Annotated in this window: 1 protein-coding gene; it reads left to right on the top strand. The window is 75.9% G+C overall.

Going from position 1 to position 22,714, the window contains the following annotated elements; genetic code table 11:
* Positions 1-22,591, top strand: a 22,591-nt coding sequence (locus tag ACSNN9_RS00780) for a type I polyketide synthase (protein ID WP_436670688.1), incomplete at its 5' end; no start/stop codon positions are given.
* Between the last annotated feature and the right edge of the window lie 123 nt (positions 22,592-22,714).

Below are 22,714 nucleotides of genomic sequence, written 5' to 3'. Positions count from 1 at the left end.
CGACGAGGCCGTGCTGGCGGTCGCCGTGCAGCGCAGGGACCGGCCGGAGGCGCACGCGCTGTTGCACGCCCTGGCCGGGCTGCACGTGCACGGGGTGCCGGTGAGCTGGCGGCCGTGGTTCGCCGACACGGGCGCGCGCCGGGTGGACCTGCCCACGTACGCCTTCCACCGGGAGCGGTACTGGCTGCCGCCGGCCGGCCAGTCGGCCGACGTCTCGGGAGCGGGCCTCGGTGTGGCGCGGCACCCGCTGCTCGGCGCGGCGGTGTCGGTCGCTGGCGAGGACATGGTGGTGCTGACCGGCCGGCTGTCGGTGTCGACGCATGCGTGGCTGGCCGACCACGTCGTGTCCGGCGCCGTGGTCGTGCCGGGCACCGCCCTGGTCGACCTCGTCGTCCGGGCGGGCGACGAGGTCGGTGCCTCCCGCGTCCGTGAGCTGACCGTGCTCGCCCCGCTCGTGCTGCCCGCCACCGGCGGCGGGGTACGGGTGCAGGTCCGGGTGGGTCCCGTCGACGCGACGGGCACCCGGTCGGTGACCGTGCACTCCCAGCCGGAGGACGACCCGGAGGAGGGGTGGACCCGGCACGCCGACGGCCTCGTCGGCGCGCCCACCGCCGACGAGCCCACGCTGGGCGCGTGGCCGCCGCCCGGCGCGTCCGAGGTGGACGTCACCGGTTGGTACGCGACGGTGGCCGAGCACGGCCTCTCCTACGGACCGGTCTTCCGGGGCCTGCGACGGGCGTGGACCGCCGAGGGCGAGGTGTTCGCCGAGGTCGCCCTCCCCGACGAGGTGATCGGTGATCCGGCGGGCTTCGGGGTGCACCCGGCGCTGCTGGACGCCGCCCTGCACCCCGTCGGCCTGCTGCCCGCCGACGAGGCGGGCGGCGGGGCGCGGGTGCCGTTCGCGTTCGAAGGAGTGCAGGTCCACGCGGTCGGGGCACGGACGCTCCGGGTCCGCCTCACCGCCTCCGGCAGCTCCGTGCGGCTGGTCGCCGTCGACGAGACGGGCGTGCCGGTGGTGTCGGTGGACTCGCTGACGCTGCGCGAGATGACCGGACTGGCGGCGCCTCCGGACGAGGCGCACCGCTCCCTGTTCGAGGTGTCCTGGCAGCCCGAGCCGATCACCGTGCCCGACGGCGGGTACGGCTGGGTCCTGCTCGGTGACCGCCCGCTCGACGGCGCGCCGCAGCTTCCGGCGTACGCCGACGTCGCGGCGGTGACCACGGCAGTGGCGGACGGTACCGCCCCTGCCCCCGCGGCGCTGCTGCTGCCCGTCTCCCCGGCCGCGGCCGGGGCGGACGTGCCCGCGGCGGCGCGGTCGGTCACGGCGGACGTCCTCGGCGCGGTGCAGGCCTGGCTGGCCGCCGACCCCCTCGCGGACTCGCGGCTGGTCGTGGTGACCCGTGGCGCGGTGGCCACCGGCACGGACGACGACGTCACCGACCTGGCGGGGGCGGCGGTCTGGGGCCTGCTGCGCTCGGCCCAGTCGGAACACCCCGGCCGGATCCTGCTGGCCGACCTCGAACCGGGCGTCGACCTGGACGACGACCTGCTGGCCCTGCTCGCCGCGGCCGCCGACGACGCGGGCCTCGGCGGGCAACTCGCGGTGCGGGCGGGCACGGCGTACCTGCCACGGCTGGTCCGCGCCACCGGTGGCGCGCGCACCCCGGCGGCCCTCGGCCAGGGAACCGTCCTGGTGACCGGTGGCACCGGGTCGCTGGGCGCCCTGGTGTCGGAACACCTCGTCACCGCGTACGGCGTGCGTTCGCTGGTGCTGGCGTCCCGCCAGGGCCCGGCGGCCCCCGGCGCCGACCAGCTGGTGCGGCGGCTGGCCGCGCTGGGCGCGGCCGTCCGGGTGGTCGCGACGGACGTGACCGACCGCGCGCGGGTCGGCGAGCTGGTCCGGGCGATCACCGCCGAGGACCGGTTGGCCGGTGTGGTCCACACGGCCGGCGTCCTGGACGACGGCGTGGTCAGCGGGATCACCGCAGAGCGGTTGGCGGACGTGCTCGCCCCGAAGGTCACGGCGGGCTGGTGGCTGCACGAGGCGACCGCCGAGCTGGACCTCGACCTGTTCGTGCTCTTCTCCTCCGTCGCCGGGGTGCTCGGCTCTCCCGGCCAGGCCGCCTACGCGGCCGGCAACGCCTTCCTGGACGCCCTCGCCCTGCTGCGGGCGCAGCGCGGGCTGCCCGCGGTGAGCCTCGCGTGGGGCATGTGGGACACGGACGGCATGGCCGCGTCGATCGACGACGCCGACCGGGCCCGGGTGACCCGGGCCGGTCTGGTCCCGATGACCGCCCCGGTCGGGCTCGGGCTGTGGGACGCCGCCCTGGCCCACGGCGGCGCGGCGCTGGTACCGGCCGTGGTCGACCTGCCCGCCATGCGGGCGCAGACCGCCGCCGGCCGGGTGCCGGTGATGCTGCGCGCCCTGGTGGGACCGACCGCGAAGCGTCGCCGGTCCGGCACCGGTGCCTGGGCCGACCGGCTGGCCGGGCTCGACCCGCAGGAGGCGCGGACGCAGGTGGCCCTGCTGGTCCGCGGAATGATCGCGCAGGTCCTCGGCCACAGCGGCGCCGACCAGGTGCCGGCGGACCGGGCGTTCCGGGAGCTGGGCTTCGACTCCTTGACCGCCGTGGAGCTGCGCAACCGGATCAACAGCGCGACCGGGCTGCGGCTCACCTCGACGCTCGTCTTCGACTACCCGACCCCGGGCGCCCTGTCGGAGCACCTGTACGAGCAGCTGTCCGGCCAGGTCGCCGAGCAGCAGGACGCCGTGCGGGCGACCACCGTCGACGAGCCGATCGCCATCGTCGGCATGGCCTGCCGCTACCCGGGCGGCGTGACGAGCCCGCAGCAGCTGTGGGACCTGGTCGCCGCCGGGGCCGACGGCATCGGCGAGTTCCCCACCGACCGGGGCTGGGACCTCGACCGGATCTTCCACCCCGACCCGGACAACCCCGGGACGTCGTACACCCGGCACGGTGGCTTCCTGTACGGGGCCGCCGAGTTCGACCCGGACTTCTTCGGAATCTCGCCGCGCGAGGCGATCGCGATGGACCCGCAGCAGCGGCTGCTGCTGGAGACCTCGTGGGAGACGTTCGAGTCGGCCGGTCTCGACCCGTCGCGGCTGCGCGGCAGCCGGACCGGCGTCTTCGCCGGGTTGATGTACCACGACTACGCCTCCGGTGTGCAGGATCTGCCCGAGGGCGTGGGCGGCTACCTCGGCACCGGCACGTCCGGCAGCGTGCTGTCGGGTCGGGTGGCGTACACGTTCGGGCTGGAGGGCCCGGCGGTGACCGTGGACACGGCGTGCTCGTCGTCGCTGGTGGCGCTGCACCTGGCGGTGCAGGCGTTGCGCAGTGGTGAGTGTGATCTGGCGTTGGCCGGTGGTGTGACGGTGATGGCGACGCCGGGGACGTTCATCGAGTTCTCGCGGCAGCGGGGTCTGTCGCAGGACGGCCGCTGCAAGTCGTTCGCGGCGTCGGCGGACGGCACGGGCTGGTCCGAGGGTGTCGGGGTGCTGCTGGTGCAGCGCCTGTCGGACGCGCAGCGGGAGGGCCGGCGGATCTACGCGATCGTGCGCGGCACGGCGGTCAACCAGGACGGTGCGTCGAACGGGTTGACGGCCCCGAACGGTCCGTCGCAGCAGCGGGTGATCCGGCAGGCCCTGGCGAACGCGCGGCTCACCACCGCCGACGTGGACGCGGTGGAGGCGCACGGCACGGGTACGACGTTGGGTGACCCGATCGAGGCGCAGGCGTTGCTGGCGACGTACGGGCAGGACCGCCCGCAGGACCGGCCGCTGTGGCTGGGCTCGATCAAGTCGAACATCGGGCACACCCAGGCCGCCGCCGGGGTGGCCGGCATCATCAAGATGATCATGGCGATGCGGCACGGGCTGCTGCCGTCGACGCTGCACGTGGACGAGCCGTCCCCGCACATCGAATGGAGCGCCGGGGCCGTCTCCCTGCTCACCGAGGCGCGCGACTGGCCCGCGGCGGGCCGGCCCCGGCGGGCGGCGGTCTCGTCGTTCGGAGTCAGCGGCACCAACGCCCACGTGATCATCGAGCAGCCGCCCGCCGAGGCGGGGCAGACCCGGGGCGGGGACGCGCCGACGCGCGGCGACGCACCCGCCGCCGGGCTGGCGCCGGCCCCGGTGCTGCTCTCGGCCCGGTCCGAGGCCGCCGTCGCGGCGCAGGCGGACCGCTGGGCCCGCTGGATCGCCGGCGACGAGGAACTGCGCCCCGTCGACGTCGGCTGGTCGTCGACGGTCAGCCGGGCCGTGCTGGAGCACCGCGCGGTCGTCACCGCGACGGACCGGGACGAACTGCTGGCCGGGCTGCGGGCCCTCGCCGCCGGTGAGCCGGCCGCCGCCGTGGTCACCGGCACCGGCACGACGCGTACCCAGCTGGCCGTGCTCTTCTCCGGTCAGGGTGCCCAGCGCGCCGGCATGGGCCGGGAGCTGGCCGCCCTGTTCCCGGTGTTCGCCGCCGCGCTCGACGAGGTGTGCGCGCAGCTCGACGCGCTGCTGCCGCGTCCGCTGCGGGAGGTGCTGTTCGCGGAGGCGGGCAGTGCCGAGGCGGAACTGCTGGACCAGACCGTGTTCACCCAGGCAGGCCTGTTCGCGGTCGAGGTGGCGCTGTTCCGGCTGGTCGAGTCGTTCGGCATCGTGCCCGACGTGGTCGCCGGTCACTCGATCGGTGAGATCACCGCCGCGTACGTCGCCGGGGTGCTGTCCCTGGCGGACGCGTGCGCGTTGGTCGCGGCGCGGGGCCGGCTGATGCAGGCGCTGCCGGCCGGCGGCGGCATGCTGGCCGTGGCGGCGGACGAGGCCGCGGTGGCGGAGTCCCTCGCGGGCCTGACCGACCGCGTGGGTGTCGCGGCCGTCAACGGGCCCGCCGCCGTGGTGGTCTCCGGCGCCGTCGACGCCCTGGACGAGGTGGAGCGGCTCTGGCGCGACCGGGGTGCCCGCACCCGCCGGCTGACCGTGAGCCACGCGTTCCACAGCCCGCTGATGGAGCCGATGCTCGACGAGTTCCGCGCGGTCGTGGCGGGGCTGACGTTCCGGGCGCCGCTGCTGCCGGTGGTGTCGAACCTGACCGGGGCGCTCGCCGAAGCGGAGGAGATCACCCGCGCCGAGTACTGGGTCCGGCACGTCCGCGAGGCTGTCCGCTACGCCGACGGCATCGCCGCCCTGCGTGCCACCGGGGTGGACACCTTCCTGGAGATCGGCCCGCAGAGCGTCCTCACCGCGATGAACGCCGACCTGCTCGCCGAGGACGCGCTCGCGGTGGCCGTCCAGCGCAGGGACCGTCCCGCCCCGCAGGCGCTGCTGCACGCCCTCGCCGAACTGCACGTCCACGGCGTCCCGGTCACCTGGACGCAGTGGTTCGCCGACACCGGCGCCGCCCGGATCGACCTGCCGACGTACGCCTTCCAGCACCAGCGGTACTGGCTCGGCGCGGGTCAGGCGCGTACCCCGGACGTGTCCGGCGCGGGCCTGGGCGTGGCGGGGCACCCGCTACTCGGCGCGGCGGTCACCGTCGCCGGCGCCGACATGGCGGTGCTGACCGGCCGGCTGTCGCTCGCCACCCACGCGTGGCTCGCCGACCACGTCGTCTCCGGCGTGGTGATCGTGCCCGGTACCGCCCTGGTGGAGCTTGCCGTCCGGGCGGGCGACGAGGTGGGCGCGTCGCGGGTGCGGGAGTTGACCGTCGCCGCGCCGCTGGTGCTGCCGGAGGCCGGTGCGGTGCGGGTGCAGGTGCGCGTCGGCGCGGCCGACGAGGCGGGCACCCGGGTCGTGGCGGTGCACTCGCAGTCCGAGGGCGACCCGGAGGCCGAGTGGGTCCCGCACGCGGAGGGCGTGCTGGAGCCGGCGTCGGCCGACGAGCCGGGCGTGGGGGAGTGGCCGCCGGTTGGTGCCGCCGAGGTGGATCTGGCGGGCTGGTACCCGGCGCTGGCGGAGCACGGCTTGGCGTACGGGCCGGTCTTCCAGGGGCTGCGTCGGGTGTGGACCGCCGAGGACGGCGTGTACGCCGAGGTGGCGCTGCCGGACGACGCGGCGGCGGAGGCCGCCCGGTTCGGGGTGCACCCGGCGCTGCTGGACGCCGCTCTGCACCCGATCGGGCTGCTGCCCGGCACGGAGGAGTCGAGCGGGCCGCGGGTGCCGTTCGCCTTCGAGGGTGTGCAGGTGCACGCCTCGGGCGCGCGGGTGCTGCGGGTGCGGCTGACGCGGGCGGGTTCGGCGGTGCGGCTGGTCGCGTGCGACGAGTCGGGCGCGGCCGTGGTGTCGGTGGACTCGCTGGCGCTGCGCGAGCTGACCGGCGTGGCCGCGGCGAGCGCGGCGGCCCGCGCGATGTTCGAGCTCGCCTGGCAGGCCGAGGAGGTCACACCTGCCGGAGACGCCGCCGGGTGGGCGCTGGTGGGCTCGCCGGCCACCGCCGACCTGCCGGCGTTCGACGACGTCGAGGCGCTCGTCGCGGCGGTCGACGCCGGCCGGGTGACCGCACCGAAGAGGCTGGTGCTGTCGGTCGACGCGTCGGACGCCGCCGTCCCGGACGGGGCGCGTGCCGCGACCTCGGACGTGCTGGCAGTCGTCCAGTCCTGGCTGGCGGCGGACGCGCTGGCGGATTCGCGGCTCGTGGTGGTGACCCGGGGCGCGGTGTCGGTCGGTGCCGGCGACCGGGTGACGGACCTGGCGGGTGCGGCGGTGTGGGGTCTGCTGCGGTCGGCGCAGTCGGAGCACCCGGGTCGCATCGTGCTGGCGGACGTCGACGGTGCGGTGGACGCTGGGCTGCTGGGTGTGCTGGCCGCGGTGGCGGACGAGCCGGTGGCGTTCGGTGGTCAGGTGGCGGTGCGTTCGGGTGCGGTGTTCGTGCCGCGTCTGGTGCGGGCGGTCGTCCCGGCGTCGGCGGAGACGCCGGTGGTGGGTGACGGCGCGGTGCTGGTGACCGGTGGTACGGGCGCGTTGGGCGCTCTGGTGGCGGAGCATCTGGTGTCGGTGCACGGGGTGCGCTCGCTGGTGCTTGTCTCTCGGCGTGGCCCGGAGGCCGCCGGTGCGGGCGAGTTGTCGCAGCGGCTGTCGGCGCTTGGTGCCGTCGTGCGGGTCGTCGCGTGTGACGTGACGGACCGGGAGCAGGTGTTCGGTCTGGCCGCGGAGGTCGCCGCCGAGGGCCGGCTGGCGGGCGTGGTGCACACGGCCGGTGTCCTGGACGACGGTGTGGTGGAGGGGCTGTCGGCGGAGCGGCTCGGTGCGGTGTTGGCGCCGAAGGTGTCGGCGGGTTGGTTCCTGCATGAGGCGACGGCGTCTCTGGACCTGGATTTGTTTGTGGTGTTCTCGTCGGTGGCGGGTGTTCTCGGTTCGCCGGGTCAGTCGGCGTATGCGGCGGGTAACGCGTTCCTGGACGGGTTGGCGGTGTTCCGGCGGCAGTTGGGGTTGCCGGCGGTGAGCCTGGCGTGGGGCATGTGGGACACCCCCGGCATGGCGGCGTCCCTCGACGACGCGGACCGGGCACGTTCGGCGCGGGCGGGTCTGACGCCGATGAGCGCCGAGGTCGGGTTGGAGTTGTTCGACGCGGCGCTGGGCGCCGAGCGGGCGGCCCTCGTGCCGGTCGTCATCGACGTACCGGCGATGCGCGCCGCCCTCGGTGCCGGCCCGGTGCCGGCCGTGCTGCGTACCCTGATCGGGTCGACGGCGGCCCGGCGACGGGCCGCGCGGGGCGGCGACTGGGCCAACCAGCTGGCGGGCCTGGCGCCCGACGAGGCGCGCGCCCAGATCGACGTGCTGGTCCGGGGCCTGGTCGCGCAGGTGCTGGGGCACAGCGGCGCGGAGGCCGTGCCGGCGGACCGGGCGTTCCGGGAGCTGGGCTTCGACTCGCTGACCGCGGTGGACCTGCGTAACCGGTTGAACGCGGCCACCGGGCTGCGACTGGCCTCGACGCTGGTCTTCGACTACCCGACCCCGACCGTGCTCGTCGACCACCTCTACGAGCAGGTCTCCGGGCAGCTCACCGTCCGCCAGACGGCGGTGCGCACCGCCAACACCGACGAGCCGATCGCGATCGTCGGCATGGCGTGTCGCTACCCGGGCGGCGTCGAGAGCCCGGACCAGCTCTGGGCGTTGCTGGCCGGCGGCGGCGACGGGATCTCGGAGTTCCCCACCGATCGCGGCTGGGACCTGGAGAGCCTGTTCGACCCGGACCCGGAGCACAGCGGCACGTCGTACACGCGGCACGGTGGCTTCCTCTACGGGGCGGCGGAGTTCGACCCCGGGTTCTTCGGTATCTCGCCGCGTGAGGCCCTGGCGATGGATCCGCAGCAGCGGTTGCTGCTGGAGGCGTCGTGGGAGTCGTTCGAGTCGGCGGGTCTCGACCCGCAGCGGCTGCGCGGCAGCCGGACCGGCGTCTTCGCCGGCGTCATGTATCACGACTACGCCTCGCGCCTCATGGACCTGCCGCCGGACGCCGAGGGCTTCGTCGGCACGGGCACCTCGGGCAGCGTGCTGTCGGGTCGGGTGGCGTACACGTTCGGGCTGGAGGGCCCGGCGGTGACCGTGGACACCGCATGCTCGTCGAGCCTCGTCGCGCTGCACCTTGCCGCGCAGGCGTTGCGCAGCGGCGAGTGTGATCTGGCGTTGGCCGGTGGTGTGACGGTGATGGCGACGCCGGGGACGTTCATCGAGTTCTCGCGGCAGCGGGGTCTGTCGCAGGACGGCCGCTGCAAGTCGTTCGCGGCGTCGGCCGACGGCACCGGCTGGTCCGAGGGCGTCGGCGTGCTGCTGGTCGAGCGGCTGTCGGACGCGCGACGCAACGGACACCGCGTCTTGGCGGTGGTCCGTGGCACGGCCGTGAACCAGGACGGTGCGTCGAACGGGTTGACGGCGCCGAACGGTCCGTCGCAGCAGCGGGTGATCCACCAGGCGCTGGCGAACGCGCGGCTGACTCCGGCCGACGTGGACGCGGTGGAGGCGCACGGCACGGGTACGACGTTGGGTGACCCGATCGAGGCGCAGGCCTTGCTGGCGACGTACGGGCAGGACCGGCCCGTCGACCGGCCGCTGTTGTTGGGGTCGGTGAAGTCGAACATCGGGCACACCCAGGCCGCGGCCGGTGTGGCCGGTGTGATCAAGATGATCATGGCGATGCGGCACGGCCTGGTGCCGCCGACCCTGCACGTGGACGAGCCGTCGCCGCACGTCGACTGGTCGGCCGGGGCGGTGGCCCTGGCGACTGAGGCGACCCCGTGGCCGCAGGTGGATCGGCCGCGTCGGGCGGCGGTGTCGTCGTTCGGTATCTCCGGCACGAACGCGCATGTGATCATCGAGCAGCCGCCGGTCGAGGCGATCGAGGGCGAGATCGTCGCCCGCGACGTGCCGCCGGTCGTGCCGGTGCTGCTCTCCGCCCGCGACGCCGCCGCGCTGGCCGGCCAGGCGGATCGGTGGGCGCGCTGGCTCGCCGCCGACAAGGCCCCCCGTCCGCTGGACGTGGCCTGGTCCTCGGTCACCACCCGACCCGCGCTGGAGCACCGCGCGGTCGTCACCGCCGCCGACCGGGACGCCTTGATCGCGGCGTTGGCCGCCCTCGCCGCCGGCGACCCCGTCGGTACGGTCGTCTCCGGCGCCGCCGGGCAGCGGGGCCAGCTCGCGCTGTTGTTCTCAGGTCAGGGTGCGCAGCGCGCCGGCATGGGCCGGGAGTTGTACGGGACGTTCCCGGTGTTCGCCGCCGCGTTGGACGAGGTGTGCGCGCAGCTCGACGCGCTGCTGCCGCGTCCGCTGCGGGAGGTGCTGTTCGCGGAGGCGGATTCCGCCGAGGCGGGGCTGCTGGATCAGACGGTGTTCACGCAGGCGGGCCTGTTCGCGGTCGAGGTGGCCCTGTTCCGGCTGGTGGAGTCGTTCGGGATCGTGCCCGATGTGGTCGCCGGTCACTCGATTGGTGAGGTCACGGCCGCGCACGTCGCGGGGGTGCTGTCCCTGGCGGACGCGTGTGCCCTCGTCGCGGCGCGGGGCCGGTTGATGCAGGCGTTGCCGGCCGGTGGCGGGATGCTGGCGGTGGCGGCGGACGAGGCTGCGGTGGTGGAGTCTCTCGCGGGCCTGGGTGACCGGGTCGGGATCGCGGCGGTCAACGGCCCCGCCGCCGTGGTGGTGTCCGGTGCCGTGGAGGTGCTGGACGAGGTGGAGCGGGTCTGGCGGGAGCGGGGTGTCCGTACCCGTCGGCTGGCGGTGAGTCATGCGTTCCACAGTCCGTTGATGGAGCCGATGCTCGGCGAGTTCCGGGCGGTGTTGGACGGGTTGACGTTTGCCGCGCCGTTGTTGCCGGTCGTGTCGAATGTGACCGGCGCGTTGGCCGGTGAGGAGATCCGTACGGCCGAGTACTGGGTGCGGCATGTGCGTGAGGCCGTCCGTTACGCCGACGGGATCACGGCGTTGCGCGAGGCGGGGGTGGACACGTTCCTGGAGGTCGGTCCGCAGAGTGTGTTGACCGCGATGGCGGCGGACGTGTTGCCCGACGACGAGGCCGTGCTGGCGGTCGCCGTGCAGCGCAGGGACCGGCCGGAGGCGCACGCGCTGTTGCACGCCCTCGCCGAGCTGCACGTGCACGGAGTTCCCGTGAGCTGGCAGCAGTGGTTCGCCGACACGGGCGCGCGCCGGGTGGACCTGCCCACGTACGCCTTCCAGCACCAGCGCTACTGGCCCGCCGCCAACCGGGCGCGGATGGGTGACGTGTCCGGGGCGGGACTCGGCCGGGCCGAGCACCCGCTGCTCGGCGCGGCGGTGGACCTGGCCGGCGACGACGAGATGGTGCTGACGGGCCGGCTTTCCCTGACGACGCACCCCTGGCTGGCGGACCACACGGTCTCCGGGCTGACGCTGGTTCCCGGCACCGCCCTGGTCGAGCTGGCCGTGCGAGCCGGTGACGAGGTGGGCCTCTCCCGGCTGCGGGAGCTGACCATGGCCGCCCCGCTGGTCGTCCCCGCGTCCGGTGGCGTGCGGATCCAGGTGCGGGTGTCCGCGTCGGAGTCGCCGCAGCGCCCCTTCGCCGTCTACTCCCGCCCCCACGACGACCCCGAGGCGGGCTGGACCCGGCACGCGGAGGGCGTGCTGGAGTCGTCCACCGCCGGCGAGCCGGACACGATCGCCTGGCCCCCGGCCGGCGCGTCCGAGGTGGACCTGACCGGCTGGTACCCGACGCTGGCGGAGCACGGCCTGGCGTACGGGCCGGTCTTCCAGGGGCTCCGACGTGCCTGGACGGGCGGCGGCGAGGTGTACGCCGAGGTGGTCCTGCCGGACGATGCCGCGGCGGAGGCCGCCGGGTTCGGGGTGCATCCGGCGCTGCTGGACGCCGCTCTGCACCCGATCGGGCTGCTGTCGGGCGCGGAGGAGTCGGGTGGGCCGCGGGTGCCGTTCGCGTTCGAGGGCGTGCAGGTGTACGCCTCGGGCGCGGGTGCGCTGCGGGTGCGCCTGACCCGCAACGGTTCCGGCCTGCGGCTGGCGGCGTACGACGAGGCGGGCGCGCCGGTGGTGTCGGTGGACTCCCTCGCCCTGCGGGAGCTGACCGGCGTGGCCGCGCCGGGCGCGGCGTCGCGGTCGCTGTTCGAGCTGCGGTGGCCCGCCGTGGAGGCCGTCCCCGGCGGGGACGCCGCCGGGTGGGCGCTGCTCGCGGGCGGCCGGGACGTGCCGGCCGAGCTGGCGGCACGGGCCGGGCTGGTGGCGTACGCCGACGTGGCGGCGGTCGCGGGGGAGGAGTCCGTCCCCCGGACGCTGCTGCTGCCGGTGTTCCCCGCGTCCGGTTCGGCGACGGCGACGCCGGAGTCGGTCCGGGCGGCGACCTCGGGCGTGCTGACGACGGTGCAGTCCTGGCTGGCGGCGGACGCCCTCGCGGAGTCGCGGCTCGTGGTGGTGACCCGGGGCGCGGTGTCCGTCGGGGCCGAGGACCGGGTGACGGACCTGGCGGGTGCGGCGGTGTGGGGCCTGCTGCGGTCGGCGCAGTCGGAGCACCCGGGCCGGATCGTCCTCGCGGACGTCGACGGTGACCTGGATCCGGCGCTGGTGGCCCTGCTGGACGGCGTCCTGCGGGAAGCGGCCACGACCGGCGGCCAGCTGGCCGTCCGCAGGGGCGCGGTGTACTCGCCGCGCCTGGTCCGGGCGGGCGTCACGGCGGCGCGGACGCCGAGCCTGGGTGACGGCGCGGTGCTGGTGACCGGTGGTACGGGTGCGTTGGGCGCTTTGGTGGCGGAGCATCTGGTGTCGGTGCACGGGGTGCGCTCGCTGGTGCTTGTCTCTCGGCGTGGCCCGGAGGCCGCCGGTGCGGGCGAGTTGTCGCAGCGGCTGTCGGCGCTTGGTGCCGTCGTGCGGGTCGTTGCGTGTGACGTGACGGACCGGGAGCAGGTGTTCGGTCTGGTCGCGGAGGTCGCCGCCGAGGGCCGGCTGGCGGGTGTGGTGCATACCGCTGGTGTCCTGGACGACGGTGTGGTGGAGGGGCTGTCGGCGGAGCGGCTCGGTGCGGTGTTGGCGCCGAAGGTGTCGGCGGGTTGGTTCCTGCATGAGGCGACGGCGTCTCTGGACCTGGATTTGTTTGTGGTGTTCTCGTCGGTGGCGGGGGTGTTGGGTTCGCCGGGTCAGTCGGCGTATGCGGCGGGTAACGCGTTCCTGGACGGGTTGGCGGTGTTCCGGCGGCAGTTGGGGTTGCCGGCGGTGAGCCTGGCGTGGGGCATGTGGGACACCCCCGGCATGGCGGCGTCCCTCGACGACGCGGACCGGGCGCGTTCGGCGCGGGCGGGTCTGACGCCGATGAGCGCCGAGGTCGGGTTGGAGTTGTTCGACGCGGCGCTGGGCGCCGAGCGGGCGGCCCTCGTGCCGGCCGTCATCGACGTACCCGCGCTGCGGGCGGCCACCTCCGGCGGCCCCGTGCCGGCCGTGCTGCGCACCCTGATCGGGGTGATCGGCACCCGCCGCCAGGCGGGGCAGGGCGGTGGCGGCTGGGCCGACCGGCTCGCCGGGCTGACCGAGGACGAGGGCCGGGCCCAGGTCGACGTGCTGGTGCGGGGCCTGGTCGCGCAGGTGCTGGGGCACGGTGGGGCGGAGGCGGTGCCGGCGGACCGGGCGTTCCGGGAGTTGGGCTTCGACTCGCTGACCGCGGTGGACCTGCGTAACCGGTTGAACGCGGCCACCGGGCTGCGACTGGCCTCGACGCTGGTCTTCGACTACCCGACCCCGGCGGTGCTCGCCGACCACCTGTGGTCGGAGCTGGCCGGGGTGCGTCAGTCGACCGCCGGCCCGGTCGCCGGCACGGTCCTCGGCACCGACGAGCCGATCGCGATCGTGGGCATGGCCTGCCGCTACCCGGGTGGCGTGGAGTCTCCCGACCAGCTGTGGGAGTTGCTGGCCGGTGGCGGCGACGGGATCTCGGAGTTCCCGGCCGACCGGGGCTGGGACCTGGAGTCGCTGTTCGACCCGGACCCCAACCGCAGCGGCACGTCGTACACGCGGCACGGTGGTTTCCTGTACGGGGCGGCGGAGTTCGACCCCGGGTTCTTCGGTATCTCGCCGCGTGAGGCCCTGGCGATGGATCCGCAGCAGCGGTTGCTGCTGGAGGCGTCGTGGGAGTCGTTCGAGTCGGCGGGTCTGGATCCGCAGCGGCTGCGGGGGAGCCGGACCGGTGTCTTTGCCGGGGTCATGTACCACGACTACGCCTCCCGGCTGATGGACCTGCCGACCGAGGTGGAGGGCTACGTCGGCACGGGCACCTCCGGCAGCGTGCTGTCGGGTCGGGTGGCGTACACGTTCGGGCTGGAGGGCCCGGCGGTGACCGTGGACACCGCGTGCTCGTCGAGCCTCGTCGCGCTGCACCTTGCCGCGCAGGCGTTGCGCAGCGGTGAGTGTGACCTTGCCCTGGCCGGTGGTGTGACGGTGATGGCGACGCCGGGGACGTTCATCGAGTTCTCGCGGCAGCGGGGTCTGTCGCAGGATGGCCGCTGCAAGTCGTTCGCGGCGTCGGCCGACGGCACCGGCTGGAGCGAGGGTGTCGGGGTGCTGCTGGTGCAGCGCCTGTCGGACGCGCAGCGGGAGGGCCGGCGGATCTACGCGATCGTGCGCGGCACGGCGGTCAACCAGGACGGGGCGTCGAACGGCCTGACGGCGCCGAACGGTCCGTCGCAGCAGCGGGTGATCCACCAGGCGCTGGCGAACGCGCGGCTGACTCCGGCCGACGTGGACGCGGTGGAGGCGCACGGCACGGGCACGACGCTGGGTGACCCGATCGAGGCGCAGGCGTTGCTGGCGACGTACGGGCAGGACCGCCCGCAGGGTCGGCCGTTGCTGCTGGGGTCGGTGAAGTCGAACATCGGGCACACGCAGGCCGCGGCGGGTGTGGCCGGTGTGATCAAGATGGTGCTGGCGATGCGGCATGGCCTGGTGCCGCCGACCCTGCACGTGGACGAGCCGTCGCCGCACGTGGACTGGACGGCCGGGGCGGTGGCCCTCGCCACCGAGGCGACGCCGTGGCCGGCCGTGGATCGGCCGCGTCGGGCGGCGGTGTCGTCGTTCGGGATCTCCGGCACCAACGCCCACGTGATCATCGAGCAGCCGCCCGCCGAGGCGATCGAGGGCGAGATCGTCGTCCGCGACGTGCCGCCGGTCGTACCGGTGCTGCTCTCCGCGCGCTCCGACGCGGCCCTGGCCGGCCAGGCCGGCCGGTGGGCGCGGTGGCTCACCGCCGACGAGGCCCCGCGTCCGCTGGACGTCGCCTGGTCCTCCGTCACCACCCGACCCGCGCTGGAGCAGCGCGCCGTCGCCGTGGTGGCCGACCGGGACGACCTGCTCACCGCGCTGCGGGCCCTCGACGCCGGTGAGACCTCCGGGTCCGTCGTGACCGGCTCCACCGCCGCACGCGGCCAGCTCGCGTTGCTGTTCTCGGGCCAGGGTGCGCAGCGCGCCGGCATGGGTCGGGAGCTGTACGCCGCGTTCCCGGTGTTCGCCGCCGCGCTGGACGAGGTGTGCGCGCACCTCGACCCGCTGCTGCCGCGTCCGCTGCGGGAGGTGCTGTTCGCCGAGGCGGGCAGTGCCGAAGCTGCGCTGCTGGACCAGACGGTGTTCACGCAGGCAGGCCTGTTCGCGGTCGAGGTGGCCCTGTTCCGCCTCGTCGAGTCGTTCGGCATCGTGCCGGACATGGTCGCCGGTCACTCGATCGGTGAGGTCACCGCCGCGCACGTCGCCGGGGTGCTGTCCCTGGCCGACGCGTGCGCCCTCGTCGCCGCGCGGGGCCGGTTGATGCAGGCGCTGCCGGCCGGCGGCGGCATGCTGGCCGTGGCCGCCGCCGAGACCACGGTGGCGGAGTCGATCGCCGGGTTGACCGACCGGGTCGGCATCGCGGCGGTCAACGGCCCCGCCGCCGTGGTGGTGTCCGGTGCCGTCGAGACCCTGGACGAGGTGGAGCGGGTCTGGCGGGAGCGGGGTGTCCGTACCCGTCGGCTGACGGTCAGTCACGCGTTCCACAGCCCGCTGATGGAGCCGATGCTCGGCGAGTTCCGGGCGGTGTTGGACGGGTTGACGTTTGCCGCGCCGTTGCTGCCGGTCGTGTCGAATGTGACCGGCGCGTTGGCCGGTGAGGAGATCCGTACGGCCGAGTACTGGGTGCGGCACGTGCGTGAGGCCGTCCGCTACGCCGACGGGATCACGGCGTTGCGCGAGGCGGGGGTGGACACGTTCCTGGAGGTCGGTCCGCAGAGTGTGCTGACCGCGATGGCGGCGGACGTGCTGCCCGACGACGAGGCCGTGCTGGCGGTCGCCGTGCAGCGCAGGGACCGGCCCGAGGCGCACGCGCTGTTGCACGCCCTGGCCGGGCTGCATGTGCACGGGGTGCCGGTGAGCTGGCGGCCGTGGTTCGCCGACACGGGCGCGCGCCGGGTGGACCTGCCCACGTACGCCTTCCAGCACCAGCGCTACTGGCCCGAGGGCTCGCCCGCGACGCAGGCCGCCCCGGACGGCGGCGACGCCGAGTTCTGGGCCGCCGTCGAGCGTGGCGACCTGGCCGCCCTCGCCGCCGAACTCGGTGACGACCCCCAGGCACTGGACGCCCTCGGCCCGGCGCTGCCGGTCCTCTCGCGCTGGCGTCAGCTCCGGTCCCGGGACACGGCACTGGACGGCTGGTCCTACCGGGTCGGGTGGGAGCCGGTGCGGCCGGCCCCGGCGACCAGGCTGGCCGGGCGGTGGCTGGTGGTCACCGTCGACAGCGGCGCCGACGCGGGCGTGGCGAAGACCCTCACCCAGGCGGGCGCCAGGGTGGACTCGCTGACCGTGTCATCCACCCTCACCCGCGCCGACCTGGGCGAACGGCTGCGCCGGACCAGCGGGGAGGGCTGGGCCGGGGTGCTCTGCGTCCTGCCCCGCCAGGACCGGCCGCCAGCGCACACGCCGGCGGTGCCCGCCGGCACGGCGGTGCTGCTCACCCTCGTCCGGGCGCTGACCGACACCGGCCTGCCGGGCCGGGTGTGGGCGCTCAGCCGGACCGCGATGCCGGTCACGGCGGGGGAGCGGGTCGGCGACGTCTGGGCGGCCCTGGCCTGGGGCCTGGGCCGGGTCGTCGCCCTCGAACAGCCGGACCGCTGGGGCGGCCTGGTCGACCTGCCCGACCGCGCCGACCGGAGCACCCGCGCCGGGCTCGTCGCGGTCCTGGCCGACGGCACCCTGGACCAGGTGGCCGTCCGCCGCAACGGCCTCTTCGGCCGGCGGCTGGTGCCGACCGCGCCGCCCGCCGGGTCGGGTTGGCGGCCCGCCGGGACGGTGCTGGTGACCGGCGGTACGGGTGCGTTGGGTCGGCACGTGGCCCGTTGGTTGTTGGCCAACGGTGCGGCCGAGGTGGTGCTGGCCTCGCGGCGTGGCCCGGCGGCGCCGGGTGCGGCGGAGCTGGTGGCCGAGTCGGGTGCGGTGCGGGTGGTGGCGTGCGACGTCACCGACCGGGCGGCGGTCGACGCGCTCGTCGCCGGTCTGCCGGGGCTGACCGCCGTCGTGCACACCGCCGGCGCGTCCGGCGGCACCACCCCGGCGTACGAGGTGTCCGACGGCGAGCTGTCGGACACCCTGGCCGGCAAGGTGCTCGGCGCCGTGCACCTGGACGCCGCCTGCCGGGACCGGGACCTCGACGCGTTCGTGGTCTTCTCCTCGGTCGCCGGCGTCTGGGGCGGCGGCGGCCAGGCTGGCTACGCGGCCGGCAACGCCCTGCTCGACGCCCTCGTCGCCGCCCGCCGAGCGGCCGGCCTGCCCGCCACCGCCCTGGCCTACGGCCCGTGGGCGGAGGACGGCATGGCCTCCGGCGAGACGGCGGACGGCCTGCGTCGCCGCGGGTTCAGCCCGCTCGCGCCCGACGCCGCCGTCGCGGCGCTGGGCCGCTGGGTGAACGCCCCGGAGGCGGCGCCGGTGATCGTCGACGTCGACTGGTCCCGGTTCGTCACGGCGTTCACCGCCGCGCGGCCGAGCCACCTCTTCGACCGGGTCGCCCCGGCGGCCGCCGAGGAGCCGCAGCGGCCGGAGAGCGCGGTCGCCACCGACGGGCTGCGGGCCAGGCTCGTCGCCCTGCCGGCGACCGGCCAGGAGGCGCTGCTGGTCGACCTCGTCCGCGCGGAGGCGGCGGCGGTCCTCGGCCACCCCACGACCGACCAGGTGCCGGCCGACCGGGCGTTCCGCGAGCTGGGCTTCGACTCCCTCGCCGCCGTGCAGCTGCGGGACCGGCTGGGTCGGGTCACCGGCCTGACCCTGCCGTCGACCGTGGTCTTCGACCACCCGTCGGCGGCGGAACTGGCCCGCTTCCTGCGTACCGAAATCGTGGTCGGCGCGGACGGCGGCCCGGCCGCCGTCGGCGTGACCTCGGCCCGGCCGCCGGCGGACGAGCCGATCGCGATCGTCTCCATGGCCTGCCGCTTCCCGGGCGGGGTGTCGTCGCCGCAGGAGCTGTGGCGGCTGCTGGCCGACGGGGTGGACGCGGTGACGCCGATGCCCACCGACCGGGGCTGGGACCTCGACGCCCTGTTCGACAGCGACCCGGAGCGGGTCGGCACCAGCTACACCCGCAGCGGCGGGTTCCTGCGGGACGTGGCCGGCTTCGACGCCGCGTTCTTCGGGATCAACCCGCGCGAGGCCCTCGCGATGGACCCGCAGCAGCGCCTGCTGCTGCACACCACCTGGGAGGTGTTCGAACGCGCCGGCATCGACCCGCACCGGGTGCGCGGCTCCGCCACCGGCGTCTTCATGGGCACCAACGGGCAGGACTACGCCACCCTGCTGCTGGGCGCCCGGTCCCAGGTGGAGGGCTACCAGGCGACCGGCAACGGCGCGTCGGTGGTCTCCGGCCGCCTGGCGTACTCGTTCGGGCTGCACGGCCCCGCCGTCACCGTCGACACGGCCTGCTCGTCGTCGCTGGTGGCGCTGCACCTGGCCGCGCAGGCGCTGCGCAGCGGCGAGTGCGACCTCGCCCTGGCCGGCGGCGTGACGGTGATGTCGACCCCGGGCGCGTTCCTGGAGTTCTCCCGGCAGCGCGGCCTCGCCGCCGACGGGCGGGTCAAGGCGTTCGCCGAGGCCGCCGACGGCACCGGCTGGGGTGAGGGCGTCGGCGTCCTGCTGCTCCAGCGGCTCTCCGACGCCCAGCGCGACGGCAACCGGATCCTCGCCGTCGTACGGGGCAGCGCGGTCAACCAGGACGGCGCGAGCAACGGCCTCACCGCGCCGAACGGGCCCGCGCAGCAGCGGGTCATCCGGCAGGCCCTGGACAACGCCGGCCTGACCCCGGGCGACGTGGACGTCGTCGAGGCGCACGGCACCGGCACCACGCTCGGCGACCCGATCGAGGCGCAGGCGCTGCTGGCGACGTACGGCAGGGACCGTTCCGCCGACCGGCCGCTGTGGCTCGGGTCGGTGAAGTCGAACATCGGCCACACCCAGGCCGCCGCGGGCGCCGCCAGCCTCATGAAGATGGTGCTGGCCCTGCAACACGAGATGCTGCCGGCGACCCTGCACGTCGACGCGCCGACCCCGCACGTCGACTGGACGTCCGGCGCACTGGCGCTGCTCACCGAGGCGCGACCGTGGACCGCCGACGACCGGCCCCGCCGGGCGGGCGTCTCCTCGTTCGGGATCAGCGGCACCAACGCCCACGTGATCCTGGAGCAGGCCCCGGACCGGCCGGAGCCGGTCGATTCCTCCGGGGAACGGCCCGAGGCGACCCTGCCGTGGCCGGTCTCCGCCGCGGACCTGCCCGCGCTGCGCGAGCAGGCCGGCCGGCTGGCCGACCGGGTCGCCACCGACGACGATCCCGCCGGCCTGGTCGCCTGGGCACTCGCCAACGGCCGGGCACACCTCGGCCAGCGGGCCACCGTGGTCGCCGCCGACCGGGCCACCCGGGTCGCCGCGCTGCGGGCCCTGGCCGGCGGCGAGGCCCACCCCGCACTGGTCACCGCCCGGCGGCGCGCGGGCGGCCTCGCGGTCCTCTTCTCCGGCCAGGGCGCCCAGCGCCCCGGCGCCGGCCGGCAGCTGTACGACACGTTCCCGGTGTTCGCGGCGGCCCTCGACGAGGTCTGCGGCGAGCTGGACCGCCAGCTGCCGCAGCCGCTGAAGCCGGTGCTGTTCGCGGCCGACGGCAGCGCCGAGGCCGCGCTGCTCGACGAGACGGTGTTCACCCAGGCCGGACTGTTCGCGCTGGAGGTGGCCCTGTTCCGGCTGGTCGAGTCGTTCGGGGTGGTGCCCGGGCACGTCGCCGGGCACTCGATCGGCGAGATCGCCGCCGCGCACGTCGCCGGGGTGCTCTCCCTCGCGGACGCCGCCACGCTGGTGGCCGCCCGGGGCCGGCTGATGCAGGCCCTGCCCGCCGGGGGCGGGATGCTCGCCGTCGCCGCCGACGAGGCGGCGGTGGTCGAGTCCCTCGCCGGGCTGGCCGACCGGGTCGGCGTCGCGGCCGTCAACGGTCCCACCTCCGTGGTGGTCGCCGGGGCCCTCGACGCCCTCGACGGGCTGGAGCGCCTCTGGCAGGAGCGCGGGGTGCGCACCCGGCGGCTGCGGGTCAGCCACGCGTTCCACAGTCCGCTGATGGAGCCGATGCTCGACGAGTTCCGGGCCGTCCTCGACGGGCTGACGTTCGCCGCGCCGCTGCTGCCGATCGTGTCGAACCTGACCGGGCGGCTCGCCGAGCCCGACGAGATCCGTACGCCCGACTACTGGATGCGGCACGTCCGGGAGGCCGTCCGGTACGCCGACGGGATTCAGGCGCTGCGCGACGCGGGCGTGGACACCTTCCTGGAACTCGGCCCGCAGGCGGTGCTGACCGCGATGACCGCCGGCCTGCTGCCCACCGACGAGGACGGGACGGCCGTGGCGGCCCTGCGCACCGGCGCCGACGAGCCGGCCGCCCTGCTGTCCGCGTTGGCAGTCCTCGACGGCACCGGGCGGGACGTCGACTGGGCGGCGGTGCTCGCCGTACTGGCCGGCCCCCGTCCGGATCCCCGCCGGCTGCCCGAGCTGCCGACGTACGCGTTCCGGCCGCAGCGCTACTGGCCGACCCTCGACGCGGCCCCGGCCCCCGCCGCCGACCCGGTGGACGACGCGTTCTGGCGCGCGGTCACCGACGGCGACCTGGACCGACTCGGCATCGACCCGGACCAGCCGCTGCGCGACCTGCTGCCGGAACTGGAGTCGTGGCGGCGCCGCCAGCAGCTCGACGGAACCCTGGCCGGCTGGCGGTACCGGGTCACCTGGGAGCACCGGGCGCTGACCGGCGCCGACCCCGGCACGTGGCTGGTGGTGGCCCCGCCGCACCAGGTCACCGACCGGGTGCTCGCCGCCCTCACCGCCGGCGCCGCGACGGTGCACCTGCTGACCGTCGACCCGGCCACGGCCACCCGGGACGGCCTCGCCGCCGACCTCGACCGGCTCGCCGCCGCGCACCAGCCGACGGCACTGCTCTCCCTGCTGGCGCTCGACGAGGCACCGCACCCGGAGCAGACCGCGCTGCCGACCGGCCTGGCGGCGAACCTGCTGCTCGTGCAGGCGCACACCGGCCGCTCCGGCCCGCCCGTGCCGCTGTGGCTGGCCACCACCGGCGCCGTCGCCGTGGACGACGAAGCGGTCGTCCACCCGACGCAGGCCACCACGTGGGGCCTCGGCCTCGTCGCCGCGCTGGAGCACCCCCGGCACGTCGGCGGAGTCGTCGACCTGCCGGCGGGCCACGGCGAGGCGGCGTACGCCGCCCTGACCCGGGCCCTCACCAACGTCGACGGGGAGGACCAGCTCGCCGTCCGGGAGGCCGGCGTGCACGCCCGGCGTCTGGTCCGCGACACCGGGCGGCCGGCGGCGGGCGGCGGGTACCGCCCGAACGGCACCGTCCTGCTCAGCGGCGGGACCGGCGCCCTCGCCCGGCACACCACGCACTGGCTGGGCCGCCAGGGCGCCGAGGTGCTCCCGCTGGCCGAGCCGGCCACGGGCAAGCTCGGCGACCTGATGGAGCAGCTCGCCGCCGAGAGCCGGCCGGTGACCGCGCTCGTGCACGTCCCGACGGAGACCGGCTCCGTGCCCCTGGCCGAGCTGACCCTCGCCGGCCTGGCCGCCGACCTGGCCGCCACCGTCGGCGACGTCCCGAGGTACGCCGACGAGCTGGCCCACCGCCCGCTCGACGCGTTCGTGCTGTGCACCTCCACCACGGGGGTGTGGGGCGCGGGCGGCCGGGCCGGCCAGTCCGCCGGCGACGCGCTGCTGCACGCCCTCGCGGCGAACCGGCGGCACGGCGGCCTGGTGGCCACCGCCGTGGCGTGGGGCCCGTGGCGCGACGATCCCGAGTCGGCCGAGCTGGCGCAGCTGCGCCGCCGCGGCCTGCCGGGCCTGCCCCCGGAACTGGCCGTCGAGGCGTTCGGGCAGGCGCTGCGTGCGGAGGCGGCGCTCGTGGTCGCCGACGTGCGCTGGGACCGGTTCGTGCCGACGTTCGCGTCGATGCGGCCGTGCCCGCTGCTGACCGGGGTCCCCGAGGCGGGCGCGGCGATGCCCGCCGACGACGACCGCCAGCCGGCGGACGACGAGGCGGCGACCGCGCTGCGGGAGCGGCTGCGCCCGCTGAGCCCCGCCGAACGGGAGGGCGTCCTCGTCGAACTCGTGGGCGGCCTGGCGGCGACCGTGCTCGGCCACACCGGGGGCGCGGGGCTGGAGCCCGACCGCGCGTTCCGCGAGGTCGGCTTCGACTCGATGACGGCCGTGGAGCTGCGCAACCGGCTCCGCGCCGCCACCGGCGTCCAACTGCCCGCCGCCGTGGTGTTCGACTACCCCACGCCGGCGGCGCTCGCCCGGCACCTGCGCGACCGGCTCGTCGAGGACGGCGCCGCCGCGGCCGCCCCGCTGCTCGCCGAGCTGGACCGGCTCGACGGCGTCTTCGCGGCCGACGCGCCGGACCGGCTGACCCGGCAGAAGCTGCTGGTGCAGCTGCAGGCGTTCGTCGCCCGGTGGGGCGACGACCGGGGCCCCGTCGAGGAGGAACCGGCCACGCACACCCTCGACGACGCCACGGATGCCGAGATCTTCGATTTCATCCACCGCGAGCTGGGCGGCCCCGGCGGCAATTTGCCGGGCCTCTAGAAATGGTGTGGCGCGGCCGTTGTCGACGGTTGTGACACGATCGGCCGGGCGGGCCTGACCACCCGCCCGGCCGTACCCCGCGAGGGCGGTGCGCCGGACCGCTCGCAGGGCGGGTCGGCCCAG

It is taken from the genome of Micromonospora sp. URMC 107, assembly GCF_051386315.1.
Classification (GTDB): domain Bacteria; phylum Actinomycetota; class Actinomycetes; order Mycobacteriales; family Micromonosporaceae; genus Micromonospora.
The sequence above is the reverse complement of the archived record's forward strand: the minus strand, read 5'-3'. Positions and strand labels throughout refer to the sequence as shown.